We start from the raw sequence: 16,870 nt of genomic DNA, 5'->3' as shown, positions 1-16,870 counted from the left end.
TCGAGCCTTTGCGGATTGCCATGACCGTCTTCCAGTTGAAGCAGCTTGCATCCTCTTCCGTCCACGCCGCAGCCGACGCGATCGGCTGGCACTACGATCGCGCCGAGCTGATCGCCGACGGCATCGTCCACGGGATCGGCGTGCTCGCGGGCCTCATTGCGGCGACGGTGCTGGTGGTGCTGACGGCGGTGTATGCCGACGCCACCGACGTCGTCGGCGTCTCCGTCTATGTCGCCGGCCTGCTCTCGATGCTGGTGCTGTCGGCGACCTATAATCTCTGGCCGGTCTCGCCGGCCAAATGGCTGCTACGCCGCTTCGACCATTCCGCGATCTATCTCTTGATCGCGGCGACCTACACGCCGTTCATCCTGAAGCTGAAGGACAGCGTGTTCGCGCTGGTGCTGCTGGCCGGCGTCTGGTGGGTGGCCATCCTCGGCATCGTGCTGAAGCTGCTCTATCCCGGCCGGTTCGACCGCGTCTCGGTCGGCATCTATCTCGCGATGGGCTGGAGCGGCATGATGCTCTACGATTCCGTGGTCAGGGCGTTGCCCACGCTGGTGCTGGGCTTCATCCTGGCCGGCGGCCTGCTCTACAGCCTTGGCGTGATCTTCCACGCTTGGCGGCGGCTGCGCTTTCAGAATGCGATCTGGCATGGCTTTGTCTTGGCCGGCGCAGCATGCCATTATACCGCGGTGCTCGACCTCGTGTTGAGCTGAGCAGGACCGCCGACGCGGAATAAGCGGCGCGGTATAAAACGGTGTAAGGCAGAGGAGACGTCGCATGCAGGTGACCGGCAAGGTCGTGGTCGTCACGGGCGGCGCAAACGGCATCGGCAGGGCGCTGTGCGAGGCCTTCCACAATGCCGGCGCGGCCAAGGTCGTGGTCGCGGACATGGACGTCGCCAATGCGAGAGCGGTCGCGGCCATGGTCGATGGCGCCGCCTTCAAATGCGACGTCGCGCAGGAAAAAGACGTCGTCCACGTCATCGAGGAGACCGAGCGGCAATTCGGGCCGATCGCGCTGTTCTGCTCCAATGCCGGCATCGGCGGCGGATTCGATCCGATGTCGGAGAATGCCGGTGGCGCTTCCGACGAGCCGTGGCAGCGCAGCTGGGCAATCCACGTCATGGCGCATGTCTATGCGGCGCGGCATCTCGTCCCCCGCATGAGGGCGCGCGGCGGCGGCTATTTCCTCAACACCATCTCGGCCGCAGGCCTGTTGTCGCAGGTCGGCAGCCCGGCCTATTCGACGACAAAGCACGCCGCGGTCGGTTTTGCCGAGAACCTCGCGATCTCGCACAAGGCCCACAACATCAAGGTTTCGATCCTCTGTCCGCAGGGTGTCGACACCAACATGCTGCGCTCGATTCCCAAGGGCCCGCAATCCGGCGACGGCGACCTGACGCCCGAGCAGGTGGCGAAAGACGTGCTCGCCGGTCTCGAGCAGGAGACGTTCCTGATCCTGCCGCACCCGCAAGTGCTCGGCTACATGCGCAAGAAGACCGAGAATTACGACCGCTGGATCGGCGGCATGGCCAAGATCCAGGCGAAGATGCGGGAAGAGTTCGGGAAGTGAGCGTAAGGTCATCCCGGGGCGATGCAACGCATCGAACCCGGGATCTCGAGGTTCTCAGGTGCGCAATTGCGCACCGTACTTCGGTCCTGCGGACCGCCCCGGAATGACGAGTACTAGCCGGGCTCCGCCTCCTCCCCCACCCGGCTCGCTCGCAACGCCTGCGCATAGAGCATCATGCCCTCGCGCACCGTGCGCTGCTCGGCCGGCGTCAGCGCCGCCAGCGCGCCGCGCACCTGCTGGCGGCCGAACGCGTGCAGCGCTTCCAGCGTGCGCCGGCCCTTTGCCGTCAGCGACAGCAGCTTGCTGCGCGCATCCGCATCGTCCGGCGTCTCCCTGAGCTCGCCGCAATCGATCAGCTTGCGCACCAGGCGGCTGACGCTGGATTTTTCCAGCCGCAGGAAATCGCCGAGCTCGCCCGATGTCATCGGCCCGCGGATGCCAATCTCCAGGATGGTGTGGACCGCCGAGGGCGGATAGCCCGAGGCTGCCACCGTGGCGTCCATGAAGCCGAGCTCGCGCACCATCAGGCGCGAGGCGGCGCGGATGTCGTCGATCAGTGAAAGCTCGGCCATGGCTTGACTCAGCCCATATAGTTGTATCATACAACTATATGGGCGCAGCGGCGCGTGCAAGCGTTTTGGAGTGGACCATGAGCGGAGCTTTGCCGGCAGGTCGGCGGATGAGCGGCAAGGTCTGCCTGGTTACCGGCGGCGGCAGCGGCATCGGGCGCGCCACCGCGATACGGATGGCTGCCGAAGGGGCGGAAGCGGTCGTCATCGCCGGCCGGCGCGAGGGCGAGATCGAGGCCACCGCCGCCGCGTGCCGCGAGCTCGGCGCGGAGGCGATCGCGCTCAAGACCGACATCACTGAGGAAGACGAGGTCGCGCGCCTCGTCGCCACAGCGGTCGGGCGCTGCGGCCGGCTCGACGTCGCCTTCAACAATGCCGGTTTCCAGGAGCGCCGCGCGCCGCTGGAGGAACAGGGCATGGAGATCTACGACAGCGTGTTCGACACCAATGTCCGCGCCCTGTTCCTCTGCCTGCGCCATCAATTGCCGGCCATGCTGGCGCAGGGGCGCGGCAGCATCGTCGTCAACACCTCCGTCAGCGGCGTGCGCAATCCCAATCCCGGCTTTTCGCTCTACTCGGCCTCCAAGGCTGCAGCGATCTCGCTGACACGCTCGGCGGCGATGGAGAACGCGCCGCGCGGCATTCGCATCAATGCCATTGCCCCCGGCCGCGTCGTCACCGACATGATGCTGCGCGCCGGCGTCGGCGATGTGGCGACGGTCAGCGCAGGCCTGCCGTTGCGGCGGATGGGCAGCCCCGAGGAGGTTGCCGAGGCCGTGGTGTGGCTGTCGTCGGATGCCTCGTCGTATGTCGTCGGCCACGTGCTCGCGGCGGACGGAGGATTTCTGGCGTCGTGATGCCGTAGCCGGACGAGCGCGCGTCAGTGCTTCTGCCCGTACAGCACCGGCACCGCCGAATCCACGACGACCTCGACGAGGCTCGTGCCCGCATACGTCATGCCGCGCTGCAGCGCTTCGCCCAGCTCCGCAGCTTTCGTCACCCGCACCGCATGGCAGCCCATGCCCTCGGCAAGCCGGACGAAATCGATCCCCGGCAGCTCGAGCCCCGGCACGTTGCGCACCTGCATCACCTGGCTGAACGAGCGCATCGCGCCGTAACCGGAATTGTTGACGACGACGATTGTGAGCGGCAGCTTGCGCTGCGCGGCGGTCCAGAGCGCCTGGATCGAATACATCGCCGAGCCATCGCCGATCAGGCACACCGTGCGGCTCTCCGGCTTGCCCAGCGCCATGCCGACCGCGGCGGGCAGCGAATAGCCGAGGCCGCCGCTCGCCATGGTGTAGAAACTGTCCTGGCCGCGCATCGGCAGGAATTTCTGCATCGCCGGCCGGTGCGAAGGCACTTCCTCGACCATTGAGGCGCCGTCGGGCATCGCCTGCGACAGCGAATGCAGCAGAAATTCGACCGGCAGCGGGTCGGCGGGCTGCGGCGCCGGCGGCAGCGTGCGGCCTTTTGGCTCCGCGCGCTTGCTCTCCGGCAGCAGGTCGAGCAGCAGGCTGAGCGCCGGCTTCATCGTGGCGATGATGCTGGTGCCGGATGGCGTCACCGCGGCGGCATCCGCATCATCCGTGATCTGGAAGATGGTCGCGCCGCCGTCGAAGATCGCGGCGTGGCCTTCGACATGGAAGGTGAACACCGGCGCGCCGATGACGACGACGACATCGTGCTCACGCAGCGCATCGGACAGCTGCGCCGGCGAGGCATGCAGGAAGCCTGAGAATTGCGGATGCCGCTCGGGGAACGAGCAACGTGCCGAGAACGGGCTGACCCAGACGCTCGCCTTGGCCTTCTCGGCGACGCGCACCATCAGATCGACCGCGCCGGCGCGATCGATTCCGGGGCCGACGACGAGCGCTGGGTGTTTGCTTGAGGCGAGCGCGGCCACCAGCGCCTTCATCGGCTCCAGCTCTGGCCCGATCTCGCGGCTCACTTTCCGTGCCTCGACCGGTGCGCAGGCATGGGCCCAGTCGTCGATCGGGATCGACACGAAGGTCGGCCCGCACGGCGGCTGCATCGCGGTGTAATAGGCCCGCGCGATCGCGGCCGGGACGTCCTCAGGCCTTGCCGGCTCGACGCTGTACTTCACATAAGGCCGCGGGAATTCCGAGGCGCGCTCGGCATAAAGGAATGCCTGCAAGGGAAGGATCGAGCGCGCCTGCTGGCCTGCGGTGATCACGAGCGGGGTCTGGTTGCGATGCGCGGTGTAGATGTTGCCGAGCGCATTGCCGACCCCGGCGGCCGAATGCAAATTGACGAAGCCGGCATTGCGCGTTGCCTGCGCATAACCATCGGCCATGCCGACCGCGCTGGCCTCCTGCAACGCCAGCACGTAGTCGATATCGTCGGGCCAGTCGGACAGGAACGGCAGCTCGGTCGAACCGGGGTTGCCGAACACCCTGTCGATGCCGAAGGCGCGCAACAGGTCGAGCGTCGCCTGTTTGACGGTGACGGACTTGCTGCCGGTCTTGCCGCCGGTCTTGCCGTTCTTGGCCATGGTTTCCGTCCCTGCGTTGTTGATTGAACGTAGCAGCCCCGCCACGTCATTGCGAGGAGCCCTTGCGACGAAGCAATCCAGACTGCCGCCGCGGAAAGATGCTGGATTGCTTCGCTACGCTCGCAATGACGGGAGGAAACAGCAGTGGCTCACCACACCGCCGTGCCCTTCATCGTCGGCTGCCCCTCTGCGTTCGCGGTCCAAAGCTCCATGCTCTCGCCGCTGTCGTTGGCGTTGACGGAGAACTCCGTCCCCTCGAACAGCGGCTGCACGCCGCGATAGGAAAACTTCTTCGGCGCCTTGCCGCCACGAAGCTTGGCCGCCATCTCGACGATCAGCGCCGCCTGCAGCGGGCCGTGGAAGATCAGGCCCGGATAGCCCTCGACCTTGGTGACATAGTCGCGGTCGTAGTGGATGCGGTGGCCGTTGAAGGTCAGTGCGGAATAGCGGAACAGCAGCACGGGGTCGGACACATGCGTTTCGCGATGCTGCGCCTTCGGCGGCGGAGGCGGCGCCTTGCCGCCAGCCGGCGCGCTGCCGGTCATTTCGCGATAGACGATGTCCTGCCGCTCGCGGATCGCCGTGCCGCGGGGCGAAGAGATGCTGTGCTCGACCGAGACGAAGCACAGCGTGCCGGTCGAGCCCGTCTTCACTTGCACATCGCCGATACGCGAGGTCCGCGTCGATTCATCGCCGACGCGCAGGGGCTGCAAGAACTCGATCTCGCCGCCGGCCCACATCCGACGCGGCAGCGGCACCGGTGGCAGGAAGCCGCCGCGGGTCGGATGGCCGTCGGGCCCCAGCATCGACATCGGGAACACCGGCTGCGCCAGGCACCAATGCACCGTGAACGGCGCAGCGTCGCCCGCCTTGGGCTCGCCGACCTCCTGGAACAGCGTCGCGCGCAGGCCCTTGACGAGCTGCGCGGTGACGACGTCGGTGGCCTCTTGGGTGCGGCCGATCCATTGCCGCAAATGATCAATGTCGAGCTTTTCGGTCATGACACCTCGCTCTCTCTATTTGGACTGGGGACGCTCGCCGATGGCGGGCACGGCGCCGTAAGAGCGCGTCTCGCCGACGATGATCGGCGCCGGCGCGGGATAGCTGACGCGACCATTCGGCGTGTCGACCTCGATGCGCCGCAGATGCGGATGGCTGGCGAGGTCCGCCATGGTGTTGACCTCGGCGAAGGCGATGTCGGCGTCCGACAGACGCTTCAAGAGCTCGTCGCGCGTCATCTTGCCGAAGATGTCGGCCACCGTCGTGTCGGTGAAGTCGCGGTTGCGCACGCGCTCGACCATGTTGGCGACGCGGGGATCGGCCGGCAGGTCCGGCTGATCCAGCACCTTCGCGCACAGCGTCTTCCACTCGCGCTCGCTCTGGATCGAGATCAAGATGTCCTTGCCGTCCCTGGAGGTGAACACGCCATAGGGCGCGATCGACGGATGCCGCAGGCCCATGCGCTTGGGCGGATTGCCGGCTTCGGCATTGAGCAGCGGCACGGTGCACCAATCCGCCATCACGTCGAACATGGAGATGCGGATGTCGGCGCCCTTGCCGGTGCGCCCGCGCGCGATCAGCGCCTCCAGGATCGCCGCATGCGCGGTGGCGCCGGTCGCGACGTCGACGATCGACATGCCGACGCGCGAGGCGCCATCGGGATTGCCGGTGATCGAGGCGAGCCCGCTCTCGGCCTGGATCAGGAGATCATAGGCCTTGCGGTGCGCGTAGGGACCCTCGTCGCCATAGCCGGTAATCGTGCAGGAAATCAGCTTGGGATAGTCCTTCAAGAGCCGCTCGCGCGAGAAGCCGAGCTTGTCCATCGAGCCCGGCTTGAGGTTCTGGATCAGCACGTCGGCGCTCGCGATCAGCTTCTCCAGCTCGGCGCGGCCTTCGTTCGTCGTGAGATCGACCACGACCGATTGCTTGCCGCGGTTGAGCCAAACGAAATAGCTGCTCTGGCCCTTGGCCGCCGCGTCATAGCCGCGGGCGAAATCGCCCTCGGGCCGCTCGATCTTGATCACCTCCGCGCCGGCATCCGCCAGGCGCGAGGAGCAGAACGGCGCCGCCACCGCCTGCTCGACCGCAATCACCCTGATCCCGTCAAGTGCTCCCATGGCCCGACCTCAGTAGGAGCGCGGCATGCCGAGCACATGCTCGGCGACGTAGGACAGCACGAGGTTGGTCGAGATCGGCGCAACCTGGTAGAGCCGCGTCTCGCGGAATTTGCGCTCGACGTCGTATTCCTCGGCGAAACCGAAGCCGCCATGGGTCTGGATGCAGGCATTCGCCGCTTCCCACGACGCATCCGCCGCCAGCATCTTGGCCATGTTGGCCTCCGCGCCGCAATCGAGCCCGGCCTCATATTTGCGCGTCGCTTCCTTCACCATCAGCTCGGCCGCGCGCATCGAGGCGTAGGCCTTGGCGATCGGAAACTGGATGCCTTGATTCTGGCCGATCGGCCGGCCGAACACGGCGCGCTCCTTGGCGTAGTTCGTCGCCTTCGCGATGAACCACTTGGCGTCGCCGACGCATTCGGCCGCGATCAGGATGCGCTCGGCATTCATGCCGGAGAGGATGTAGCGAAAACCCTTGCCTTCCTCGCCGATCAGGTTCTCCGCCGACACCCTCATGTCGGTGAAGAACACCTCGGTGGTGGCGTGGTTCATCATGGTGCGGATCGGGCGGATCTCGAGGCCGTTGTTCTTGGCCTCGCGCATGTCGACGATGAACACGGAAAGACCGTCGGTGCGCTTCTTGACCTGGTCCTTCGGCGTGGTGCGCGCCAGCAGCACCATCAAATCGGAATGCTCGGCGCGGCTGGTCCAGATCTTCTGGCCGTTGACGATGTAGCTGTCGTTGCCGTCCTTGCGTGCGAACGTCTTCAGCGAGGAGGTGTCGGTACCGCTGGTCGGCTCGGTGACCCCGAACGCCTGCAGGCGCAACTCGCCGCTCGCGATCTTCGGCAGGTACTTTGCCTTCTGCTCGGCATTGCCGTGCCGCAGCACCGTGCCCATCGTGTACATCTGGGCGTGGCAGCCGCCGCCGTTGCAGCCCGCGCGCTGGATCTCTTCCAGGATCGCCGCGGCCGCCGAAAGCTTCAGGCCCGCGCCGCCATATTCCTCCGGGATCAGCACCGAGAGATAGCCGGCCTCGGTCAGCGCGTCGACGAACGCCTTGGGGTAGGCCATCTCGCGATCGAGCTTGCGCCAATATTCGCCGGGGAACTGCGCGCAGAGCTTGGCAACGGCCTCGCGGATGTCGGCGTAATCTTCGGTGTGGTGTTCTTGACTCATGGCGTTTCCAATCTCAGCGGCAGTTAAGATAACGCCGGCCAACCCACGGGCGTTGTGAAAACAATGCCCGCCCCCTATGCTCATTTGTTATAGCGTATGGAGTAGCCTTCCAGGATTGGCAAGCATGGATTTCCGGCAGCTCAGGACCTTCAGTTGCGTGGCGGAGCTCGGCAGCCTGTCCAAGGCCTCCGACACCTTGCGCGTGGCGCAGCCGGCGCTCTCCCGGCAGATCAAGCTGCTGGAACACGAGCTGCGCACCGAACTCTTCACCCGCAATGGCCGCGGCATGGTGCTGACCGAGGCCGGCCGCCTGCTGCTCGCGCGCACCTCCGGCATCGTGCGGCAGATCGACCAGATCCGCGACGACATCCAGTCGGCCAAGGGGCCGCCCTCCGGCCAGGTCGTGCTCGGCCTGGTTCCGACCGTGAGCTGCGTGCTGTCGGCGCGCTTTGCACGGCGCTGCGTCGAAAAATTTCCCGGCATCTCGCTGCGCATCGTCGAAAGCTACAGTGGCCATCTGGTCGAATGGCTGCATCGCGGCGAGATGGATCTCGCCATCCTGTACGGCCGCTCGGCCGACCTGCATCTCAACGTGCAGAGCCTGGGGCGCGACAACATCGTCGCGGTCGGTCCGCGCGGCTGCGGGCTGGCGCGGAAGAAGAGCGTCGACATCGGCTGGCTGCTGCGGCAGCGGCTGGTGCTGCCCTCTCATTCCCACGGCCTCCGCGCGCTGATCGAGCACGCCGCGGCCCAGCGCAAGATCAAGCTCGACGTCCAGCTGGAGGCGGATTCCTTCCGCGTGCTGACGAGCCTGGTCGAGGAGGGCCTCGGCTTCGCGCTGCTGCCGCCGTCCTCTGTCCACGGCGAGGTCGCGGACGGGCGGCTGGAAACCGCACCGGTATCCAAGCCGATGACGCGCGAGCTCATCTTTGCCTCTCCAATCGACCGCCCGGCCTCGACGGCCTCGCTCGCCATCACCGCGCTGTTGCGCGAGGAGGTCGCCGCCTGCCGCAAGGACGGCGTGTGGGACATCAGGTTGAGTTAGACGGCGTGTGGTAGAACAGCCGCACGCCATCGTGCCTTCGCATCTGGCGCGAGCTGTCATGCCGGAATTTTATAGCTGGGCTGCCGCCGAGCTTTCTGCGACCAGTGTTATACGCGGAAATCGCCTCGTCATTGCGAGCGTAGCGAAGCAATCCAGGAATCTTTCCGCAGTGGCAGTCTGGATTGCTTCGTCGCTTCGCTCCTCGCAATGACGGTAGGAGAGAGCTCAGCCTGGTATCCGCACCGGCAGCGTCTCGTATCCCTTGATGAAGCTCGAATAAATCCGCTTGGGCTCGCCGACCACCTCGATCCGGTCGAAGCGCTTCAGCATCTCCTCCCACACGATCCGCAGCTGCAGCTCGGCGAGCCGCATGCCGACGCAGCGGTGAATGCCGAAGCCGAAGGACAGATGCGTGCGCGGGCGCGGGCGGTCGATGATGAACTCGTTCGGCTTGTCGAACATCTCCTCGTCGCGATTGCCGGAGACGTACCACATCACGACGCGGTCGCCCTTCCTGATGTGCTTGCCGCCGATCTCGGTATCGGCAAGCGCGGTGCGACGCATATGCGCCAGCGGCGTCTGCCAGCGGATCACCTCCGGCACCATGGAATCGATCAGCTCCGGATTGGCGCGCAGCTTGTCGTACTGCTCCGGGTTCTCGTTCAGCGCCAGCACCGAGCCGGTCATGGTGTTGCGCGTGGTGTCGTTGCCGCCAACGATGAGCAGGATGATGTTGCCCATCAAATTGTCGGGGTCCATGTGGCGCGTGGCCTCGTTGTGTGCCATCAGCGACAACAGGTCGTTGCGCGGCGCCGAGTTGACGCGCTCGTTCCAGAGTTTGGACATGTAGGCGTAGCACTCGTCCATCTCGCGGCGGCGTTCTTCGGCGCTGGCGACGATGCCGCTCTTGGGCAGCGCGGTGGAAACGTCGGACCAGCGCGTCAGCTTGCGCCGCTCCTCCCAGGGAAAGTCGAACAGGGTCGCCAGCATCTGCGTGGTCAGCTCGATCGAGACGCGCTCGACAAAGTTGAAGGTCTCGTTGCGCGGCAGATTGTCGAGCACGGTCTGCGAGCGCTGGCGGATCAGCTTGGCCAGCTCGTCCAGGTGTGTCGGCGTGAACATCGGCGACACCGTCTTGCGCTGCGCCGAATGCCGGGGCTGGTCCATCGCGATGAAGCTCGGATAGTCGTAGCCTTCGGGCACGTCGCGGATCGAGATGCCGCCGAGCTTGGAGTCCGAGGAGAAGATGCCGTGATTGGTATCGACATGCATGATGTCATTGTACTTCACCACCGACCAGTACGGCTCGATCGGCGCGTTGGTGCAGTAATGCACCGGCTCTTCCTTGCGCAGCCGCTCGAACCAGGGCCACAGCGTGTCGTCCTGGAACAGCCGGGGCGCGCCGGGGTGGAATTGCGACAACGGCGTCGCATAGGCCTCCTCGCGGGCCCTGCGCATGCGTTCGGCCTTGTCCACTTTAACCGGCGCTTGGATGTTCATCGTCGTGGCTCCGTTGCGTTCGACTCACGCAGCAATCTTCACCGGCAGCGTCTCGATACCCTTTACGAAACTCGAATAGACCCGGGTGGGTTCGCCGACCACGTCAATATGGTCGAATCGCCTGAGGATTTCTTCCCAAATAATCTTGAGCTGAAGCTCGGCAAGCCGCAGGCCGACGCAACGGTGGATGCCGAAGCCGAAGGACAGGTGCGTGCGCGGGCGGGCGCGATCGATGATGAACTCGTAGGGCCTGTCGATCACCTCCTCATCCCGGTTGCCCGAGACGTACCACATCACGACCTTGTCACCCTTCTTGATTTGCTTGCCGCGGAACTCGAAGTCGGAGAGCGCCGTGCGGCGCATATGCGCCAGCGGCGTCTGCCAACGGATCACCTCCGGCACGAAACTGTCGAGCAGATCAGGGTTCTCGCGCAGCTTGCGATATTGCTCCGGATGCTGGCTCAGCGCGAGAAGCGAGCCCGACATGGTGTTGCGCGTGGTGTCGTTGCCGCCGACGATCAGGAGGATGAGATTGCCGAGGAAGTTCTTCGCATCCATGTCGCGCGTCGCGGCGCCATGCGCCATCATCGACAATAAATCGCTCTTCGGCGGCTGCTCGATGCGCTCCTTCCAGAGCCTCGAGAAATAGGCCGCGCATTCCGTCAGCTCGGCCTGCCGCTCGTCCTCGGTGGCGACCAGGCCTCCGGGGCCGGGAATAGTGGTGGCGATATCGGACCAGCGCGTCAGCTTGCGGCGATCCTCCCAGGGGAAGTCGAACAGCACCGCCAGCATCTGCGTCGTGAGCTCGATCGAGACGCGATCGACCCAGTCGAACACCTCGCCGCGGGGAAGGTTGTCCAGGCACTCGGCCGAGCGCTTGCGGATGTTGATGGCGAGATTGTCCAGGTGTGTCGGCGTGAACATCGGCGCCACGGTCTTGCGCTGGGCGGCATGGCGCGGCGGGTCCATCGAGATGAAGCTTTCGCGGCGCAGATCCGGATCGATGTCGCGGATGGTGATGCCGCCGAGCGCGGAGGCCGAGGAGAACACCGCATGGTTGGTCTCGATCTCCATGATGTCGTTGTAGCGCGTCACCGACCAGTACGGCCCGAACATCGAGTCCTTGCAGTAGTGCACGGGATCCTCGCGGCGCAGCCGATCGAAATAAGGCCAGAACGTATCGGTCCTGAACAATTCGGGGTCGCCGGGATCGAACTGCTCCAGCGGCAGCGACATGGCGCGCTCGCGCAAGGCGTCGAGCTTGGCCGCGCTTTCGATGGTCCCATGCATGACCGTTCTCCCTGGATATGAACCGCGCGTCGTTGAATTCTGCGCTACGGTATTTGATTTGCAATTACAGCCGGTTGTCGGCGCCGGGGCAAGGGAGAGTTTTGCCACATCCAACCCTTGAGCGTAGCGGGGATGGAGGTGCGTAGCCTGGATGGAGCGCAAGCGTAATCCGGGACATGGTGCTGCTGCCGCTGGCCTGGATTGCGCGTCGCTCCATCGAGACTACGGGACATCGACGAGCGTGATCCCCCGCACACCGTTTCGTCGTGGAAGCATGGCAGAAACCGGCTGGAATCGAGCCAAATCGAACCCGCTCATCTTGGGGATCGACTAACCTTTGATCTATAGTTTGGCCGGAAGAGATCCGCATCCCGAGGTTGCCGCCCGTGAACGACATGCAATGGACCCCCATCGGGTCCGAACCCTTGCCCCCGCCTCTGCCGGCGACGCGGGTCGATTTCTCCGGCAACCGCTCCGAGTTCCGGAAGATGGTCACCAAGGGTGCCATGCTCGAGCTCGTCACCTTCGGCTTCTACCGGTTCTGGCTCGTCACCGACATCCGCCGTCACCTGTGGACGCACACCGCGATCGACGGCGATACAGCCGAATACACCGGGAGGGCCAAGGAGCTCCTGGTCGGCTTCCTGTTCGCGCTCGCGATCCTGGTGCCGATCTATCTCGCCTATTTTCTTATCGGCATCGAGTTCGAGCGCTGGCAGGGCTTTGCCTCGACGCCCTTATTCATCGCCTTCTACGCCTTCGGCCAGTTCGCGATTTTTCGCGCGCGGCGCTACCGCCTGACGCGCACGGTCTGGCGCGGCGTCCGCTTCTGGATGGACGGCTCGGGCTGGGCTTACGCGTTTCGCGCCATGCTGTGGGGCTTGCTGGTGTTCCTGACGCTCGGTCTCGCGCTGCCCTGGCGCACAGCTGCGCTCGAACGCTACAAGATGCGGCACACCCATTACGGCGATCTCCGCGGCGATTTCGAAGCCGACGGCTGGACCTTCTTCAAGCGCGGCTGGTGGCTGTGGCTGCTCAGCCCGATCGCGCTCTTCATCTTCCCGCTCGCACCGTTCTTCTATGCCGAGTTCAAGGCGCGCGAATGGCGCTGGTGGCTCGACGGCATCCGCATCGGTGGCGTCAGCCTGTCCTCGAACCTGCCTCATGACGCCTTCTACGGCCTGTACTGGAAAGTGATCGGCTGGTGGATGCTGCTCACGGTCGCGTTCTCGGCCTATATGGGCGGCAGCGCCTTGCTCGTCGTCTCGCTTACCGGCGTTTCCGCCGAGGAGATCTTCGCCGGCGACAATGCGACGAAGAGCATCCCGATGGTGGTGATGATGGTGATCGGCTATTTCGCGCTCGCCCTTGCCATCAACATCGTCATGCGCGTCTATCTTCAGCGCGATCTTTGGGCCAAGGTGCTGGAGACCGTCGAGGTGCACAACATCTGGGCCGCGGCGGAGGTGCGCGGCAGCGGTCAGCTTGCCGGCGCGCTCGGCGAAGGCTTTGCCGACGGACTCGATGTCGCGGGATTCTGAGCTGTGAGTGACGTGTTTGCCGAGACCCTGGCGCAGTCGGCCAAGCCGACCATCTTCTTCGACGGCGTGTCGAGCCGCAGACGGCAAGTGACGCTGACCCTCGGCGATGTACTCGAGATCGCCGAGGACGGCGCAACGCCCGTTCGCTGGGCCTATGCCGACCTTCGCCGCGCCGACAGTCCCCCCGGAATCCTGCGCCTGGCTGCGACGTCCGCACCGCCTCTGGCTCGGCTCGAGATCCGCGATGCGGCGCTCGCCGCGGAGGTGGCCGCCCGCTGCACGCGTCTCGACGAGCACCGGACGACGCGCAGCGGTGTCGCGAAGATCGTGGGCTGGTCGGTTGCCGCCGCCGTCTCCATCGTCTGCGTCGTCCTCTTCGGCGTGCCGCTCGCCGCCGACCGGCTCGCGCCGCTGGTGCCGAAGCCTGTCGAACGGCGCATCGGCGACGCGGCCGAGGTCCAGATGAAGACCATCTTCGGCCGCAGCGTGTGCGAAGACCCCGCGGGCAAGGCCGCGTTCACGAAGCTCGTCAACCGGCTGCGCGATGCGGCCGGCCTCGACGACACCATGACGGCCGGCGTGCTGCCGACCTCGGTGCCAAATGCCTTCGCGCTGCCCGGCGGCAAGGTGTTCGTGCTGAAGGGGCTGCTCGACAAGGCCGAGAGTCCCGACGAGCTTGCCGGCATCCTCGCCCACGAGCTCGGCCATCTCAAGCATCACGACAACATGCGCGGCCTGATCTACAACGGCGGCACCTCGTTCCTGATCGGCCTGCTGTTCGGCGACGTCACCGGCTCTTCGGCCGTGATCTTCGCCTCGCGCAGCCTGGTCGAAGCGTCCTATTCGCGCGAAGCGGAGACCGGCGCCGACACTTTCGCGATCGAGATCATGCATGCGCTCGGCCGTTCGCCGAAGCCCGCGGCCCAACTGATGTTCCGCATCACCGGCAAGGAAGGCGGCTCTGGCCTGACAAATATCCTCGCCAGCCATCCGCTGACCGAGGACCGTCTCGCGCGCATGACGACGGAGGACCGGCCCGCCAGCGGCCCGCCGCTGCTGACCGACAAGGAATGGCAGGCGCTGAAGGGCATTTGCGGCAGCGGGAAGGTGTGACGGCCTACCCTAAAGCGCGATGCGAACAGGAAAAATCGTCATCGCGCTTTAGGTTTTTGTTTGAGCGTGATCTTTTCGGAAAACCGCTACGCACTTTCTCCGGATCATGCTCTGGCCCGTCACTTTGCCGGCGTAGTGGGCGGATTTGATCCGGTGGTGACGTTCGGCGCCGTGTTCGGATTTGAGGTCGTGGTTTGGGGACCGACCTCTCGTCCATTGTAGAAGAAGACCGCCGCGACCACGGCGATCACGAAGATCGCGCCGATTGCCCAGCCGACCGGGCTGTTGCGGCGCGCTCTGTCGGCCCTGCGGTCGTCATCCTGATAGGTCATCGTGCTCTCCATGTTAGAGCAGGAGAACCTTGCGCGGTCGAAGCTGTTCCTAAAACGCGCGCAGCACTTACCGCGTTCCGTAGGCGCGGTCACCGGCATCGCCGAGGCCCGGCAGGATGAAGCCGTTCTCGTCGAGCCCTTCATCGACCGCCGCAGTCCAGATCGGCACGTCCGGATGCAACCCGCGCAGCCGCTCGAGCCCTTGCGGGGCTGCGATCAGGCAGGCAAGGCGGATGTCCCTGGCACCGCGCTCCTTCAGCCGGTCGACGGCAGCGACAGCGGTGTTGGCGGTGGCGACCACGGGCGTCACCACGATGGCGAGGCGCTCGCTGAGATCGGAGGGCGATTTGAAGAAGTACTCCACCGCGGCAAAGCTGTGCGGCTGGCGGTAGAGGCCGATATGTGCGACGCGCGCAGTCGGCACCAGGTCCATCATGCCATCGACGAAGGTGGTGCCGGCGCGCAGCATCGGCACGAACACCAGCTTCTTGCCGGCGATCTTGGCCGAGTGCATCGTCGCCAGCGGCGTCTCGATCACGGTGTCGGTGAGCGGCAGGTCGCGCGTCACCTCGTAGCACAAAAGCATGCCGATCTCCTTGATCAGCTCGCGGAACGACTTGGTCGAGATGGACTTGTCCCGCACCAGCGTCAGCTTGTGCTGCACCAGCGGATGATCGACGATCGTGACGCCTTCCATGATCTGCCTTTCTTCCTTCTCCCCTTGTGGGAGAAGGTGGCGCGAAGCGCCGGATGAGGGGTTGTCTCCACGAATTCAGGCGAGAGATGTGTCCGCGGAGACAACCCCTCACCCGGCTTCGCTTTCGCGAAGCCACCCTCTCCCACAGGGGGAGAGGGTTAGAACACCGTGCCGTCGCTGATGACCTTGAGCGGCGGCGAGCCGTCGGGACGGCGTGTAAATGCGATGGCCCGGCCGGCCGCCCAGGTGCCGCCTTCGAGAATGCTGGCGAGCGGCAGTGTCTCCGGCGTGCGGCCGAGCTTACTACGAATGTGCTCCGCCAATCTGTCGAGCAATGCGACGGTGAGCGCGCGCCACTCCACGACGAGCAGCGAATCCACTTCATGCTCGCGTGCGGCGTCCGCGGCATCGCGCAGGCGCAGCACCTCATGGTCAACGAAAAGGCCGCCATTGCGATATTCGGCAAGGCCGGTCAGCCCGTCGATGTCGGTCACTTCGAGGCCGGCGCGCTGCAGCGGCTCGATCAGCGAGTAGCTCAGCCATTGCGACAGCTTGTGCAGCGGCACGAGGCCTGCCGTGCCATCGTCCGCCTTGATCGCAGGATGCCGCCAGCAATCGCCGAGCGGGACGCCCGCGAGCGCGAGCCGCGACGGCCAGATCGGCCCGAGCTGGTTCAGCACCGCGGACAGGATTGCGGGCGCAGCAACAGTGCCGCCGATCGCCTGCGCCGCGATATGATCGAACAGCCCGCCCGGCCGCGGCGTATCGTGGAGGCCGAACACGTCCGCACGCTCCGAGACCTGCCTGCCCAGACGCCGCAGCAGGTCGGCGCGTCCCTCCAGGCCGAGCAGCGGATTGGCGCCGGTCACCTGAAAGGCGGAAGTAAGTGAGGCAAGAGGCAGTCTTTCAAGCACCTCCGCATCGGCCCTGAGCGGCGCACGCGCATCGCGCGAAAACAGCCCGCTCGCGAACATGTCGAGGCTCGCGATCGCAAGCGCTTCCGATCGGCCGACATCTGCTCCCGTCACGGCGTCGCGATAGCGCCAGGCTGCGCCGGCACCGGCATCGAGCAGCACGCTGACGATGGCGAGGTCGAACTCGGCGCGCGCCCGCGCCGCGCGATCCGGCCAGGACCCAGCATCGGCAAGCCGGGCCCAGCGGTCGACGCCGCCGAGCACGAAGTGCCGCCAGCGCGCATGAAAGGGAATGTCGAGCGTCGGATAGGCTTTACGCGTGACCGCGAGCACGGCCTCCGCGACGCCATCCATGCGGTCGAGATCGACAGTGAAATGAGTGAGCCCGCCGGCGAGGCCGAGCTCGAGCATCTGCCCGGCGCGCGCGCGAACCGCCTTTGCGGTGAGCAGCGCGCGCGCCTGCGATTCCAAAGCGTCCGCCAT

General features: G+C 65.5%; 16 protein-coding genes. 6 read left to right on the top strand and 10 right to left on the bottom strand.

Annotated features, from left to right (window positions below; translation table 11 throughout):
* Positions 1 to 20: 20 nt before the first annotated feature.
* Complete coding sequence (trhA, locus tag HZZ16_RS33310) at positions 21 to 716, top strand: PAQR family membrane homeostasis protein TrhA (protein WP_197954586.1); 696 nt, start codon at positions 21 to 23, stop codon at positions 714 to 716.
* Positions 717 to 780: 64 nt separating this feature from the next.
* Positions 781 to 1,575, top strand: a complete 795-nt coding sequence (locus tag HZZ16_RS33305; RefSeq protein ID WP_197954584.1) for an SDR family oxidoreductase — start codon at positions 781 to 783, stop codon at positions 1,573 to 1,575.
* A gap of 113 nt (positions 1,576 to 1,688) precedes the next feature.
* Here HZZ16_RS33305 and HZZ16_RS33300 read toward each other — a convergent pair whose 3' ends face one another.
* Complete coding sequence (locus HZZ16_RS33300) at positions 1,689 to 2,147, bottom strand: MarR family winged helix-turn-helix transcriptional regulator (protein ID WP_197954583.1); 459 nt, start codon at positions 2,145 to 2,147, stop codon at positions 1,689 to 1,691.
* A 77-nt stretch (positions 2,148 to 2,224) separates the two neighbouring features.
* On the opposite strand from HZZ16_RS33300, the gene HZZ16_RS33295 reads away from it, so the two are divergent.
* Positions 2,225 to 3,001, top strand: coding sequence for an SDR family NAD(P)-dependent oxidoreductase (locus HZZ16_RS33295; RefSeq protein WP_197954582.1), 777 nt, complete (start codon positions 2,225 to 2,227; stop codon positions 2,999 to 3,001).
* 23 nt (positions 3,002 to 3,024) lie between these two features.
* On the opposite strand, the gene mdlC is transcribed toward HZZ16_RS33295, so the two are convergent.
* The 4 genes from mdlC to HZZ16_RS33275 form a co-directional block, all read right to left on the bottom strand.
* Positions 3,025 to 4,659 carry a benzoylformate decarboxylase gene (gene mdlC / locus HZZ16_RS33290; RefSeq protein WP_197954581.1) on the bottom strand — a complete coding sequence of 545 codons (1,635 nt, stop codon included), beginning with the start codon at positions 4,657 to 4,659 and terminating at the stop codon, positions 3,025 to 3,027.
* A 149-nt stretch (positions 4,660 to 4,808) separates the two neighbouring features.
* On the bottom strand, positions 4,809 to 5,660 hold the full coding sequence (locus HZZ16_RS33285; RefSeq protein ID WP_197954580.1) for an HTD2 family dehydratase: 852 nt from the start codon (positions 5,658 to 5,660) through the stop codon (positions 4,809 to 4,811).
* 15 nt (positions 5,661 to 5,675) lie between these two features.
* A complete protein-coding gene (locus tag HZZ16_RS33280) occupies positions 5,676 to 6,776 on the bottom strand; it encodes a CaiB/BaiF CoA transferase family protein (RefSeq protein WP_197954579.1) in 1,101 nt (366 codons plus the stop codon).
* 9 nt (positions 6,777 to 6,785) lie between these two features.
* A complete protein-coding gene (locus HZZ16_RS33275; protein ID WP_197954578.1) occupies positions 6,786 to 7,955 on the bottom strand; it encodes an acyl-CoA dehydrogenase family protein in 1,170 nt (389 codons plus the stop codon).
* Positions 7,956 to 8,079: 124 nt separating this feature from the next.
* On the opposite strand from HZZ16_RS33275, the gene HZZ16_RS33270 reads away from it, so the two are divergent.
* Positions 8,080 to 9,000, top strand: coding sequence for a LysR substrate-binding domain-containing protein (locus tag HZZ16_RS33270; protein WP_036009724.1), 921 nt, complete (start codon positions 8,080 to 8,082; stop codon positions 8,998 to 9,000).
* A 225-nt stretch (positions 9,001 to 9,225) separates the two neighbouring features.
* Here the strand turns inward: HZZ16_RS33270 and HZZ16_RS33265 are convergent, their stop codons facing one another.
* Both HZZ16_RS33265 and HZZ16_RS33260 read right to left on the bottom strand, forming a co-directional pair.
* Positions 9,226 to 10,500 carry a cytochrome P450 gene (locus HZZ16_RS33265; protein WP_197954577.1) on the bottom strand — a complete coding sequence of 425 codons (1,275 nt, stop codon included), beginning with the start codon at positions 10,498 to 10,500 and terminating at the stop codon, positions 9,226 to 9,228.
* A 24-nt stretch (positions 10,501 to 10,524) separates the two neighbouring features.
* Complete coding sequence (locus tag HZZ16_RS33260) at positions 10,525 to 11,790, bottom strand: cytochrome P450 (protein ID WP_197954575.1); 1,266 nt, start codon at positions 11,788 to 11,790, stop codon at positions 10,525 to 10,527.
* 425 nt (positions 11,791 to 12,215) lie between these two features.
* On the opposite strand from HZZ16_RS33260, the gene HZZ16_RS33255 reads away from it, so the two are divergent.
* Together HZZ16_RS33255 and HZZ16_RS33250 are read left to right on the top strand one after the other, a co-directional pair.
* The gene (locus HZZ16_RS33255; protein ID WP_246510609.1) at positions 12,216 to 13,331 is read left to right on the top strand and encodes a YjgN family protein; all 1,116 of its coding nucleotides are present in this window, start codon (positions 12,216 to 12,218) and stop codon (positions 13,329 to 13,331) included.
* 3 nt (positions 13,332 to 13,334) lie between these two features.
* Complete coding sequence (locus HZZ16_RS33250; RefSeq protein ID WP_197954570.1) at positions 13,335 to 14,444, top strand: M48 family metallopeptidase; 1,110 nt, start codon at positions 13,335 to 13,337, stop codon at positions 14,442 to 14,444.
* 119 nt (positions 14,445 to 14,563) lie between these two features.
* On the opposite strand, the gene HZZ16_RS33245 is transcribed toward HZZ16_RS33250, so the two are convergent.
* The 3 genes from HZZ16_RS33245 to HZZ16_RS33235 all read right to left on the bottom strand — a co-directional run bounded on the left by HZZ16_RS33245 (position 14,564) and on the right by HZZ16_RS33235 (position 16,870).
* The gene (locus tag HZZ16_RS33245) at positions 14,564 to 14,776 is read right to left on the bottom strand and encodes a hypothetical protein (protein WP_197954568.1); all 213 of its coding nucleotides are present in this window, start codon (positions 14,774 to 14,776) and stop codon (positions 14,564 to 14,566) included.
* Between the two features lie 67 nt (positions 14,777 to 14,843).
* Positions 14,844 to 15,473, bottom strand: coding sequence for a uracil phosphoribosyltransferase (upp, locus tag HZZ16_RS33240; RefSeq protein WP_197954566.1), 630 nt, complete (start codon positions 15,471 to 15,473; stop codon positions 14,844 to 14,846).
* Positions 15,474 to 15,631: 158 nt separating this feature from the next.
* Positions 15,632 to 16,870, bottom strand: coding sequence for a URC4/urg3 family protein (locus HZZ16_RS33235; RefSeq protein ID WP_197954564.1), 1,239 nt, complete (start codon positions 16,868 to 16,870; stop codon positions 15,632 to 15,634).

The sequence above is a fragment of the Bradyrhizobium glycinis genome, assembly GCF_016031655.1.
GTDB lineage: Bacteria > Pseudomonadota > Alphaproteobacteria > Rhizobiales > Xanthobacteraceae > Bradyrhizobium > Bradyrhizobium glycinis.
This window is presented reverse-complemented; position numbering and strand designations above follow the sequence as displayed.